Origin of the sequence: Nonomuraea sp. NPDC049758 (assembly GCF_040674635.1) — a bacterium.
Classification (GTDB): domain Bacteria; phylum Actinomycetota; class Actinomycetes; order Streptosporangiales; family Streptosporangiaceae; genus Nonomuraea.
In genome coordinates this window covers 39,310-51,058 of the sequence record NZ_JBFAMZ010000001.1, presented here as the reverse complement: position 1 = coordinate 51,058, position 11,749 = coordinate 39,310, and the positions used below count along the sequence as shown (strand labels likewise).

Genomic DNA, 11,749 nt, shown 5'->3' with positions numbered 1-11,749 from the left:
AACTAAGACTTTCGTAGGGAAGTGGGATTTGTGGATCCGCTGAAGGCGCTGGCTGACGCGGAGCGCAAGCCGTACTGGCTGGACAGCCCGGCCAGACCCGAGCCGCGCGCGCGGCTCATCGGAAACACCGACGCCGACCTGGTCGTCGTCGGCGGAGGCTTCTCGGGGCTCTGGACGGCCCTGATGGCCAAGGAACGTGACCCTTCGCTGGACGTGGTCCTGCTCGAAGGGCGCAGGATCGGCTGGGCGGCGACCGGCCGCAACGGCGGGTTCTGCATGGCGACCCTCACCCATGGCCTGGCCAACGGCCTGGAACGGTGGCCGGAGGACATCGGCCGCCTGGAACGCATGGGCGTGGACAACCTCGACGAGATCGAGCGCACGCTGGAGCGGCACGGCATCGACTGCTCCTTCGAGCGCACCGGAGAGCTGCACGTGGCCACCGAGCCGTGGCAGCTCGACTCGCTGGGCGAACACCTGGACCTGATCTCCGAGCTCGGCCTCGACTACGTGCCGATGGACGAGCGGCAGGTGCGGGCCGAGGTCAACTCGCCGACCTACCTGGGCGGCCTGTGGGAACGCAGCGGCTGCGCCATGCTGGACCCGGCGCGGCTGGCCTGGGGGTTGCGGGATGCGTGCCTGCGGCTCGGCGTCCGGGTCTTCGAGCGCAGCCCGGTGCGTTCGCTGCGCGACGACGGCACGACGATCACCCTGCGCACCCCGTACGGGTCGGTCGTGGGCCGCCGGGTGGCGCTGGGCACGGGGGTCTTCCCGCCCCTGCTGCGCAGGCTCAAGCACTTCGTCGTCCCGGTGTACGACTACGCCCTGATGACCGAGCCGCTGAGCGCGGCCCAGCTCGCCGAGGTGGGCTGGCACAACCGGCAGGGCGTCGGCGACTCGGGCAACCAGTTCCACTACTACCGGCTCACCGACGACAACCGCATCCTGTGGGGCGGCTACGACGCGGTCTACTACAACGGCGGCCTGGTCAAGCCGGAGTACGAGCAGCGCGACGAGACGTTCGTCAAGCTGGCCGAGCACTTCGCCACCACGTTCCCGCAGCTCTCCCAGGTGCGTTTCACGCACCGCTGGGGCGGCGTGATCGACACCTGCAGCCGCTTCAGCGCCTTCTACGGCACGGCGCACGGCGGCCGGCTGGCCTACGCCGTGGGCTACACCGGCATGGGCGTCGGGGCCACCAGGTTCGGCGCGAACGTGATGCTGGACCTGCTGTCGGGGGAGGCCACCGAGCGGACCGAGCTGCGGATGGTCAAGGAGAAGCCGGTGCCGTTCCCGCCCGAGCCGGTCCGGTCGGGGGTGATCCAGTTCACCCGGTGGTCGATCGCCCAGGCCGACCAGCATCAGGGTAAGCGCAACCTGTGGCTGCGCACGCTCGACAAGATGGGCCTCGGGTTCGACTCCTGATCCGGTGTTCCGAGGGGGCGCCGGGCCCGCCTGCCGCGGGCCTGGCGCACACTTGTCACCATGGAAGTCGAGTTCGCCGCCGACGGCGTGCGCCTGACCGGTGACCTGCGGACGCCCGAGGGCACGGGCCCCTGGCCGGGGCTGGTGCTCACCGGGCCGTTCACCGGCGTGCGCGACCAGGTCACCGGCCTGTACGCCGAACGGCTGGCCCGGCGCGGCTACGTGACGCTGTCCTTCGACCACCGCAACTGGGGCGAGTCCGGCGGCGAGCCGCGCGGGCACGAGGATCCGCAGGGCAAGCTGGCCGACCTGCGGGCGGCGGTGTCGCTGCTGCGGTCGCGCCCCGAGGTGGACGGCGACCTGATCGGCGCGGTCGGCATCTGCCTGGGCGCCGGGTACGCGCTGAGGTTCGCCGCCTTCGACCCGCGCGTACGGGCGTTCGCGGGCATCGCCGGGGCCTACAACAACCCGTACACGATGCGGTCCGGCATGGACTACCAGGCGGCGCTGGCCGGGTTCGCCGGCGTGCTGGAGCGGCAGGACCGGGGCGGCCCGGTCGAGTACCTGCCCGCCGTGGCCGAGGAGGGCGAGGCCGCGATGCCGGGCGACGAGCCGTTCGCCTACTACGGCACCGAGCGCGGGGCCTCCGCCTCCTGGCGGAACGCGGTGACCCGGGCCGGGCTGCGCGAGCTGATCACCATGGACAACATGATGGGCGCCGACTTCCTGTCGCCCAAGCCCGCCCTGATCGTGCACGGCGTGATCGACAGGTTCTGCCCGCCGGAGGGCGCCGAGGAGGCGTTCAAGCGGCTCGATCAGCCCAAGAAACTCGTCTGGGTGGACGCCAAGCAGCACATCGACCTCTACGACCGCGAGCCGTACGTGTCGCAGGCCGTGGAGGCCACCGCGGACTTCCTCGCCGAGCACCTCCGGCCGGGCGGCTCCGGAGCCTGACGTCTACGCTGGGGGGTATCGCGCGGAATGGGGGGATTCATGCGTGCCATCCAGTTCACCCGCTTCGGCGGCCCGGAGGTGCTCGAAGAGGCCGAGGTGCCCGATCCGGTGGTGGGGCCGGGCCAGGTGCTGGTCGACGTCGAGGCCGCGGGGCTGAACTTCGCCGACGTGCGGCAGATCTCCGGCCACTACTCCGCCCCCGACCGCCTGCCGCACATCCCGGGCAGCGAGGTCGTCGGGCTCGATCCCCGGGGGCGGCGGGTGATGGGCTTCACCGCCAACGGCTACGCCTCCAGGGCCGTCCTGGACGAGGGCGACGTCGTGGTCGTGCCCGGCTCGCTGCGGGCCGGGGAGGCGCTGGCGCTGCTCGTCCAGGGGCTCACCGCCTGGCACCTGCTGCGCTCGTCGGCGCGGCTCAGGGAGGGCGAGAGCGTGGTCGTCCACTCCGGCGCGGGCGGCGTCGGCAGCCTGGCCGTGCAGCTGGCCAAGGTGTTCGGGGCCGGACGCGTGATCGCCACCGCCTCCAGCGAGGACAAACGCTCGCTCGCCCTCGACCTCGGCGCGGACGCCGCCGTGGACGGCGCGGCCGACGGGTACGCCGAGCGCGTCATCGAGGCCAACGGCGACCGGCCGGTGGACGTCGTGCTCGACGCCGTGGGCGGCGCGGTCTTCGACGCGGCGCTGACCGTGCTGGCCCCCTTCGGGCGGCTGGTGAGCTACGGGTCGTCGTCGGGGGAGCAGGCCGCCCCGGTCGAGATCGGGCGGCTCACCGCGGGCAACCTCGCCGTCCTCGGGTTCTGGCTGCGTCCGCTGCGGGGGCGGCGGGAGATGGTCGGGCCCCCGCTGGGCGAGCTGCTCGCGCTGACCGCGGCCGGGCGGCTGAGGCCGCTGGTGGGCGGCGAGTACCCGCTGGCGGAGGCCGGCCGGGCCGTGGCCGACCTGGCCGGACGGCGAACTGTCGGAAAGGTGGTGCTCCTGCCCTGACGCGCAGGGTGTGACCATTGCCGCCACTGGGCAGTAGGTGATCAAACCCCCGAGACGTGACGATCGCGGGGGTTTGCGTGTGTGGTGGAGATGGCTGGCCTTCGTGGTGGTCTGGGGGTTCCCGGCCGGGTGTGTGCCCGGACGGCTGCCCGAGGTGCCCGGCGTGCGGAAGGCGCCGGTGACGGTCGGCCGATGCGTCCTGAAATATCCGGACAAGAGGGCTGGGAGGGCGGCCCGCGACCGGCTTGAGCACGACCTCGAGCAGTACGTGTCCAGACGCCCGGGACGGGTCGCCTACAGCATGCTGGAGCGCGACAGCGGCATCACCCTGGGCCGCGGCGAGCACCAGCACGACATGATCACCGCCAGCGGCGTCAAGGTGGACATCCTGACGGCGCTCGTGCTCGGCCGCGGCGTCCTGGGCGAGGAGGAGCGCGACCTGGCCGAGCGCATGATCATCGAGAGCGACAACGGCGCCGCGGACGCGTTGTGGGGCCGGGTCGGCGGCGCGATGGGCGAGTTCTACCGGCGCATGGGCCTGACCGAGACCGTCCCCGGGCCCGGCGTCTTCTGGGGCGGCACCAACACCAGCCCCGCCGACCGCATCCGCCTCCTCCAGGTGCTGGTGGAGGGCGGCGAGGGCCTGTCCGGTCGCGACCGCGACCTCGTGCTCGGCCTGATGGGACGCGTGGTCAAGGACCAGTCGTGGGGCGTCAGCGCGGCCGCCCGTCCGGTGGACCGGGTGGCGCTGAAGAACGGCTGGACGCCGCGCCCGTTCAGCCGCAACACCTGGGCGGTGACCAGCTACGGCCGCGTCGTCGGGCCGGGGCGCGACCTGCTGCTGGCGGTGCAGACCGACGAGCAGCCGGGGGAGGGGACGGGCATCGAGACCATCGAGGGGGTGGCCAGGATGATCGGCTCCCGCCTCGACGAGCTGTCGCCGACGATGCTCCGGTCCTGCCCGAGAAACCCGGGCCCCTGACGCGCCGCTCCCGGACCTCCCGCCCGGCCTCCAAGACCTCTCCGGCCTCCCGGAGTTGAAGTCAACGGTGCATGAAGTAAGTCGCCCGTTTCCTGCAATAGGATCGGCTCTCGTCGCGTTTGACTGAAGTGAACTGATTGACCGCTCGGCGGCCGGCACCCGCCGGTATCTACCCCGGTCGAAGCCCACCTCCGACGGTGTGCTCCCCCGGCGGAGGACTCCGTCATGATCTGGACGGAGACCCTTGAAGTCCTACCTCGACGTGCTGGCCACCCCCGGCGCCTGGCGGTTCCTCGTGCCCGCGCTGCTGGCCCGGGTGCCGTTCGCGATGACCCAGATGGGCATCCTGCTGCTGGTCCAGTGGTCCACCGGCTCCTACGGCGCGGCCGGGATCACCGCCGCCGCCTCCGCCGTCTTCCAGGCCCTCATCGGCCCCCAGACGGGCCGCCTGGCCGACCGGTACGGCCAGGCCCGCGTGCTGCTCCCGCAGGTGGCCCTGCACGCCCTGGCCATGGGCGGCCTGCTGGCCCTGGCCGCCGCGCACGCCCACCTCGCGCCGCTGGTCGCCATGGCCGCCCTCGTCGGCGCGTCAGGACCGCAGGTCGGCTCGATGGTCCGGGCCCGCTGGGCGCACCGGCTCGGCGGCACCGGCAGGCTGAACACGGCGTTCGCGGTCGAGTCGATCACCGACGAGCTGACGTTCACGCTGGCCCCGGTGCTGCTGGTGGGGCTGTCCACGGCGTACTCGCCGGTGGTCGCGCTGCTCGGCGGGCTGGTGCTGATCCTGGTGGGCACGGTGGTCTTCGCCGCCGTCCGGACGGGCGCGCCCGAGCCGGTGCCGGTCAGGATCGCCGCCTCCAAGGGCGTGCTGCGGCGGCGCGGCGTGGCGCTGCTGGCCGCCGCCTTCCTGGCCATGGGGTCGGTCTTCGGCAGCCTCCAGGTCGGCGTCACCTCGCTCACCACCGCCCTGCACGCGCCCGCCGCCGCCGGACCCGTCTACGGCGTCTTCTCCGGCGCCAGCATGCTCGGCGGCCTGCTGTACGGCGCGGTCCGCTGGCGGTCGTCCGGCCGCGCCCGGCTGGTCGCCGGGCTGGCCCTGCTCGCGGTCGCGACCAGCGCGTTCACGCTGGCCGGAGCCGTTCCCCACATGTACGTCGCCGCCGCCCTGGCCGGCCTGGTGATCGCCCCCGTGGTGATCACCGGCTACACCCTGGTCGAGGGCCTGGTCGCGGCTGAGGTCCGCACCGAGGCGTTCACCTGGCTGAACGGCGGCATCGCCCTCGGCATCGCGGCCGGGTCGTCGGTCGCCGGGCAGCTCGTGGACCACTTCGGCGCGTCCCTGGCGTTCGTCGTCGCGCCGGCGGCGACGGGCCTGGCCGCGCTGCTCGTGCTGGCCAGGGTGCGCAGCCTGCGCCCGCTGCCCGCCGGGCCCGCGGCGGAGACCCCGTCGCTCACCGAGGGACCGGCTGCTCTTCCTGGATGACCTTCGGCACGCCGCGCAGCCAGGCCAGCGCGAACACCGCGACCACGGCCAGCAGGGCCGCCGTGACCAGCGTCGTCACCTGCATCCCCGACACGAACGCCGTGCGCGCCGCGCGCATCAGCTCCCCGGCCGCCTGCGGGGGCAGGTCCGCCGCCGTGGCGGTGGCGCCGGCGATCGACTCCCGCGCCGCCCGGCCGGGCACCCCGGCGGGCACCAGCAGGTTCGCGCGGTAGACGCTGTTGAGCACGGTGCCCAGGACCGCGATGCCCAGCGCCCCGCCCAGCTCGAACGCCGTCTCCGACACCGCGGCCGCCGCCCCCGCCCGTTCCTTGGGCGCGGTGGCCAGGATGTTGTCGTTGTTCACGGTGAAGGTGAGCCCGACCCCGAGCCCGCCGATCATCATGACCGGCAGCAGGGTGAGATAGTCCAGCTCGGTGCCGAGCATGGCGTACCGGACGAACGCGCCGGCGTTCAGCGCCAGGCCGAGCGCGACCACGCCGTTCCTGCCGAGCCGGCCGATGAGCCGGGCCGCGAGCACCCCGCCCACCGCGCCGCTGAGGCCGCCGGGCAGCTGCGCCAGCCCGGCCTGGAGCGGGGTCCACCCCAGGACGAGCTGCAGGTACCAGGCGAACAGCAGGTTCATGACCGACAACGCGAAGATCGCCAGCAGGTTCGTGCCCACGGACGCGCTGAAGGCCCGCCGCCGGAACAGCCGTACGTCGATCAGCGGCGTGGCCAGCCGGCCCTGCCGCCGGACGAACAGCACCAGGCACACCGCGCCCACCACGGCCGCCACCAGCACGTCGGCGTGCGCCAGGCCCTGGTGGGCGGCCTCCTTGACCGCGTAGACGGCCGTCACGACACCGGCGAAGGACAGCACCACGCTGGGCCCGTCCACCCGCCCGGCGGCGGGGCCGCGCGACTCCGGCAGCACCAGGAACCCGCAGACCAGCACCAGCGCCATGATCGGCACGTTGATCAGGAACACCGACCCCCACCAGAAGTGGTCCAGCAGCACGCCGCCGACGACCGGCCCCAGCGCGAACCCGGCGGCGCTCATCCCGCTCCAGATCCCGATGGCCGCGGTCCGCTCACGCGGGTCGGCGAAGACGTTCCTGACGATCGAGAGCGTGGACGGCATGATCATCGCGCCCGCCACGCCCAGCAGCGTCCTGGCGGCGATCAGCAGCTCGGGGTTCGGGGCGTAGGCGGTCACCACCGAGGCGGCGCCGAAGCCGGCCGCGCCGATCAGCAGCAGCCGCTTGCGGCCCACGCGGTCCCCCAGGTTGCCCATGGTGACGAGGAGTCCGGCCAGGGCGAACCCGTACATGTCGCCGATCCAGAGCAGTTGCGTCGAGCTCGCACCGAGGTCGGCGACCAGCCGGGGGAGCGCCAGGTGCAGCACGGTGAGATCGACCGAGAGCAGCAGCGTCGCCAGGCAGGCGATGGCCAGACAGGCCCATTTGCGCGTCATGCCGTCCACGGTGGCGGGGGCGGCTGACGGGCCGCCTACCGTTCGCTGACCGCCCGGCCGAGGGCCTCGTCGATGCGGTTGCGGATGTCCTCGGTGCTGTACCAGTCGTCGGGGCACTCCGCGCGGGCCTGGGCCAGCAGGGACAGCGCGGCGTCGCGCTCGCCGCCGATCAGCGCCACCTCGGCCATCCCGAGGTGCGCCCAGGCCAGCATGTCCATGGAACCCACGCGACGGGCCAGCTCGGCCGCCTCCTCGTAGTCGGCCCGCCCGCCCAGCGGCTCGCCCATGCCGAGCAGCGCGTCGCCGCGCCGGCACAGGGCCTCGGCCATCTCCGCCCGCGCGTCGAGCTCGCGGGCCAGCGTCAGCGCCTCGTCCGACAGCGCGTACGAGGCCGCGTAGTCCCCCTCGCGGGAGGCCAGCTCGCCGAGGCCCGACAGCACCAGCACCGTCCCCCAGCGCTCGCCGATGGCCCGGAAGGCGGCCAGGGCGCACCGGAAGGAGGTCAGTGACTCCTCGACCCGCCCGAGGATCTGCAGCACGAACCCCGCGCCGCTGTACGACAACGCCCGCTGCCAGGGCGGCAGCCCCTCGGTGTGGGCCTGCAACTCGTGGTAGATCTGCTCGACGTCGCCCGGCGGCCCGGTGAACATCGACCGCATCATCATCAGGAACTCCACCCGCTCCGGCAGGTGGGTGATCGGCAGCAGCTCGCGCACCTCGGCCAGCCGCTCGCGCACGACGTCGTCGGCCACGCCCGTCCAGGCGGTGACGAGCAGGCACATGACGTACTCCTCCTCCATGCCTGCGGGGCGGGCGTCGCCGATCCTGGCCAGCAGCGCGGCGGCCAGCCCGGCGATGACGCCGCGGTGGCCGCGCATCCACCAGTAGCAGGCGCTGTGCGCCAGCAGCCGCAGGCCGGTCTCCGGCTGCCCGGACACGGTCGTCCAGCGCACGGCGGCTTCGAGGTCGTCGCTCTCCTGGTCGAGGCGGGCCAGCCAGGTGAGCTGGTCGGCGGTCCGCAGCAGCGGGTCGGCGGTCAGGACGAGGTCGAGGTAGTAGGCGGTGTGCGCGTCCCTGATCGCGGCGGTCTCGCCGGACTCGGCCAGGCGTTCCGCGCAGAACGCCCGGATCGTGTCGAGCATGCGGTACCGGCCGCCGACGTACTCCACCAGCGACTTCTCCGCCAGCGAGAACAGCACCTCCTCCGGCAGCCCGCACACCCGCTCGGCCGCCTCGGGCGTGGCGCCGCCGACGAACACGCTCAGGCGGGCGGCCAGGCGCTGCTCGGCGTCGTCCAGCAGGTCCCAGCTCCACGCGACGACCGCGCGCAGCGTCTGGTGCCGGGGCAGCGCCGTACGGCTGCCGCGGGTCAGCAGCCGGAACCGGTCGTCCAGGCGGGCCGCCACGTCGGCGACCGACAGCGTGCGGAGGCGGGCCGCGGCCAGCTCGATGGCCAGCGGCAGCCCGTCGAGCGCCCGGCAGATGCGCACCACGTCCGCGGCGTTGCCGGCGTCCACGGCGAACCCCGGACGCACGGCGGCGGCCCGGTCGGCGAACAGCCGGACGGCGGCGTACTCCAGCGGGTCGTCCGGCTCCGGCGGCGGCAGGCGCAGCGGGGACACCGGCAGGATCGACTCCCCGGTGATGCCCAGCGCCTCGCGGCTGGTGGTCAGCACCCGCAGCCCCGGGCAGGAGGCCAGCAGCGCGTCGGCGAGCTCGGCCACGGCGGCGACCAGATGCTCGCAGTTGTCCAGGACGAGCAGCAGATCGCGCTCGGCCAGCGCGGTGAGCAGCCGGGTGACGGGGCCGACCGCGGCGCGCTGGGGCGCGGGCAGCAGGGCGTCGCGGATGTCGAGCGCGACCAGCACCGCGCCGGGCACCCCGGCGGCGCCGGCCACGTGGGCGAGGGGCACGAAGCACACGTCGCCCGGCTCCTGGGCGGCCGCCTCCTGCGCCAGCCTGGTCTTGCCCGCGCCGCCGGGGCCGATCAGCGTGACGAGCCTGCTGTCCCGCAGCCGTGCGCCCACCTGCGCCAGCTCCTCCGCCCGGCCCACGAAACTGGTCAGCTGCGCCCGCAACCCCTGCTTGAACCCGCCGCGCGGCGACCCGGCGGGCCCTCCGGGCGCGGGAAGGGACGAGGGAAGCGGCGGCTGGATCGGCGCGGGACTCGGCGCGGTGGTCTGCGGGGTGAGGGACGGGTCGGCGCGCAGGACGGCGAGGTGCGCGGCGGCCAGCTCGGCGCCCGGCTCGATGCCCAGCTCCCGGTCGAGCAGCCGCCGCGCCTCCTCGTAGACGGCCAGCGCCTCGGCCTGCCGGCCGCTGCCGTACAGGGCCCGCATGAGCTGGGCGCGCAGGCGCTCGCGCAGCGGGTGGGCGGCGGTGAGCCGGCGCAGCTCGGCGACCAGGTCGCGGTGCCGCCCGAGCGCCAGGTCGGCCTGGAGGCGGTCCTCGACGGCCGCCAGCCGCAGCTCCTCCAGCCCGGCCGCGGCGGACACCGCGTGCGGCGCGTCGGCGAGCGGCGCCCCCCGCCACAACTCCAGCGCCTCGCAGAGCAGCGCCGCCGCCCGCCCGGCGTCCCCGGCGGCCAGTGCCCGCCGCCCGTCCAGGGCCAGGAGCTCGAAGCGGCGCGCGTCCACGTCGTGCGGGTCGGCGACCAGCCGGTAGCCCGCCGGATGGAACTCGACCAGGTCCCGGCCGAGCGCCCGGCGCAGCCTGGACACCTGGGACTGCAGCGCGTTGGCCACGCCGTCCGGCGGGTGGGGGCCGTAGAGGTCGTCCACGAGCTGGCCGGCGCCGACGACTCGGCCGGCGTTCAGGGCCAGCAGGGTGAGCAGGGCGCGCACCCGCGGCCCGCCGAGCGCCACCGGCGCGCCGTCCTCGTCCAGCACGCTGGTGGGTCCGAGGATCTCGAAGCGCATGCCCCGATTATCGGGTCTGCGGGAGGAGTGCGGCGATTTCTCCGTACGTCGGCAGCGCCGGGGCTTCCTTGCCCTGCGCGCCCAGCACGGCGGCCAGAGCGCCCTGGAGCGCGGCCCGGTAGAGCAGCGAGCCGGTGCTCACCCGGGCCACCCCCGCCTCGGCCAGCCGGTCCAGCGTCGGCCCGCCCGGCTGGTAGAGCACGTTGAGCGGCAGCCGCGTACGCGCGACGACCTCGGCGATCTCCGTCGGATCCGAGAGTCCGGGGACGAAGATGCCGTCGGCGTGCTCGTAGGCGTCCACCCGTTCGCGCCAGTCGCCGGTGCCCAGCCAGTGGGTGTCGGTGCGGGCGTTGACGAACACGCCGTGGCCCTTGGCGGCCTCGATGATCCGCCGGTGCAGCTCGACCGGGCGCAGCGTGCCGTCGGGACGGCCGTCCTCCAGGTTCACGCCCGCCACCCCGAGCGCGGCCAGGCTCGCGACCAGGTCCGACACCTCCTGCGGGTCGTCGCTGAAGCCGCCCTCGATGTCCACCGTGACCAGCACGCCCAGGTCCTTGACCGTCTCGGCGAGCTCGATCGTCTCGGCCCTGGTCGCGCCGGCGGCGTCCGGCTTGCCGTGCACGCCGGACACGCCGAGGCTGGTCGTGCCGATCGCGGGGAAGCCGTGCGCGGCCAGGATCGCGGCCGAGCCGTAGTCCCACGCGTTGGGCAGCAGCAGCGGGTCGCCCGGCTTGTGCAGGTCGTGGAAGTTCATCGGCGGGTCCCTTCGAGGAGCGCGTCGAGCACGCCGGCGGCCAGCGCGAGGGCGTGGGCGGGAGCGGGGCACGGGCGCAGGCCGTCCCCGAACGTCAGGTGGGGGGCGGGGCCCCGGGAGGCGTCGAAGCGGTCGGGGTCGGCGAACACCTCGGGATCGCGGTTGGCCGCGACCAGGTCGATCGTGACCTCTTCGCCGGTGCGGGTGTCGAGCCTGCGGCTGGCCTTCAGCGGCGGGTCCTGCCTGAGCGTCTCGCGCAGCACCGCCTCTGGGTCGTCGCCCGGCACGGCGTGGGTGAGCGCGTTCTCGATGAGCGCCTCGGTGGCGGCGTGGCCCTGGAGCAGCAGGGTGACGGCCGGCAGGTCGGTCAGGCCGAGCAGTTCGGCGACGGCGGCGTCGGCCTGCGGGCTCCCCTCGCCCGACAGGTAGCCGCTGGCAGCCGCGGGCACGGCCGAGGTGTCCGGCACGCCGAGCGCGGCCCCCAGCACGGCCGTGGGCACGCCGCGCCAGTCGCCGTCACGGTCGCGCGTCGCGGCCCTGGCGGCCGTCCGCAGCTCGGCCGGGTCCAGGGCGGACAGGCGCTCGACGACCAGGCGGCGGCGTTCGGCGTGCGTCTCGCCGGTGCTGAAGCGCGACACGTGGGCCCGCAGCCAGGCGAGCGTCCCCGGCTCGCCGTCCTGCGGGACGGGCGGCGGCACGTACCGGCCGTCGGACAGCACCGCCCGGGCTTCGGCGTGGTGGGTGATGAGCATGGGTCCACGCTAGGCCGCCGACC

At 74.4% G+C, this 11,749-nt stretch carries 9 protein-coding genes; 5 read left to right on the top strand and 4 right to left on the bottom strand.

All coding sequences use genetic code 11. From position 1 onward, the window contains the following. Positions 1 to 30 precede the first annotated feature (30 nt). The 5 genes from AB0J46_RS00195 (at position 31) to AB0J46_RS00175 (ending at position 5,828) form a co-directional block, all read left to right on the top strand. On the top strand, positions 31 to 1,425 hold the full coding sequence (locus AB0J46_RS00195) for an FAD-dependent oxidoreductase (RefSeq protein ID WP_364324347.1): 1,395 nt from the start codon (positions 31 to 33) through the stop codon (positions 1,423 to 1,425). Between the two features lie 60 nt (positions 1,426 to 1,485). Beyond that, positions 1,486 to 2,379 (top strand): alpha/beta hydrolase, encoded by an 894-nt coding sequence (locus AB0J46_RS00190; RefSeq protein WP_364324344.1) that lies wholly within the window; start codon positions 1,486 to 1,488, stop codon positions 2,377 to 2,379. Positions 2,380 to 2,418: 39 nt separating this feature from the next. Beyond that, positions 2,419 to 3,363: a zinc-binding dehydrogenase gene (locus AB0J46_RS00185; protein ID WP_364324341.1), complete on the top strand. Its 945-nt coding sequence runs from the start codon at positions 2,419 to 2,421 to the stop codon at positions 3,361 to 3,363. 79 nt (positions 3,364 to 3,442) lie between these two features. Further along, positions 3,443 to 4,345 (top strand): serine hydrolase, encoded by a 903-nt coding sequence (locus AB0J46_RS00180; RefSeq protein ID WP_364324338.1) that lies wholly within the window; start codon positions 3,443 to 3,445, stop codon positions 4,343 to 4,345. 244 nt (positions 4,346 to 4,589) lie between these two features. Beyond that, positions 4,590 to 5,828, top strand: coding sequence for an MFS transporter (locus tag AB0J46_RS00175; protein WP_364324335.1), 1,239 nt, complete (start codon positions 4,590 to 4,592; stop codon positions 5,826 to 5,828). Here AB0J46_RS00175 and AB0J46_RS00170 read toward each other — a convergent pair. Genes AB0J46_RS00170 through AB0J46_RS00155 form a run of 4 tightly spaced genes read right to left on the bottom strand, consistent with a single transcriptional unit; the run spans position 5,797 to position 11,726 of the window. Further along, positions 5,797 to 7,302 carry an MFS transporter gene (locus AB0J46_RS00170; protein ID WP_364324332.1) on the bottom strand — a complete coding sequence of 502 codons (1,506 nt, stop codon included), beginning with the start codon at positions 7,300 to 7,302 and terminating at the stop codon, positions 5,797 to 5,799. The genes AB0J46_RS00175 and AB0J46_RS00170 overlap by 32 nt on opposite strands. Positions 7,303 to 7,337: 35 nt before the next feature. Next, positions 7,338 to 10,220, bottom strand: coding sequence for a BTAD domain-containing putative transcriptional regulator (locus AB0J46_RS00165; RefSeq protein WP_364324329.1), 2,883 nt, complete (start codon positions 10,218 to 10,220; stop codon positions 7,338 to 7,340). A 7-nt stretch (positions 10,221 to 10,227) separates the two neighbouring features. Continuing rightward, positions 10,228 to 10,974 carry an isocitrate lyase/phosphoenolpyruvate mutase family protein gene (locus tag AB0J46_RS00160; RefSeq protein WP_364324326.1) on the bottom strand — a complete coding sequence of 249 codons (747 nt, stop codon included), beginning with the start codon at positions 10,972 to 10,974 and terminating at the stop codon, positions 10,228 to 10,230. Next, a complete protein-coding gene (locus tag AB0J46_RS00155; protein ID WP_364324324.1) occupies positions 10,971 to 11,726 on the bottom strand; it encodes a cytochrome P450 in 756 nt (251 codons plus the stop codon). Before AB0J46_RS00155 ends, AB0J46_RS00160 begins: the two co-directional genes overlap by 4 nt. Between the last annotated feature and the right edge of the window lie 23 nt (positions 11,727 to 11,749).

Coding starts and splice junctions, on each gene's coding strand:
- AB0J46_RS00170 (WP_364324332.1), bottom strand. CDS start 7,302: ATGACGCGCAAATGGGCCTGTCTGGCCATCGCCTGCCTGGCGACGCTG.
- AB0J46_RS00185 (WP_364324341.1), top strand. CDS start 2,419: ATGCGTGCCATCCAGTTCACCCGCTTCGGCGGCCCGGAGGTGCTCGAA.
- AB0J46_RS00155 (WP_364324324.1), bottom strand. CDS start 11,726: ATGCTCATCACCCACCACGCCGAAGCCCGGGCGGTGCTGTCCGACGGC.
- AB0J46_RS00165 (WP_364324329.1), bottom strand. CDS start 10,220: ATGCGCTTCGAGATCCTCGGACCCACCAGCGTGCTGGACGAGGACGGC.
- AB0J46_RS00190 (WP_364324344.1), top strand. CDS start 1,486: ATGGAAGTCGAGTTCGCCGCCGACGGCGTGCGCCTGACCGGTGACCTG.
- AB0J46_RS00160 (WP_364324326.1), bottom strand. CDS start 10,974: ATGAACTTCCACGACCTGCACAAGCCGGGCGACCCGCTGCTGCTGCCC.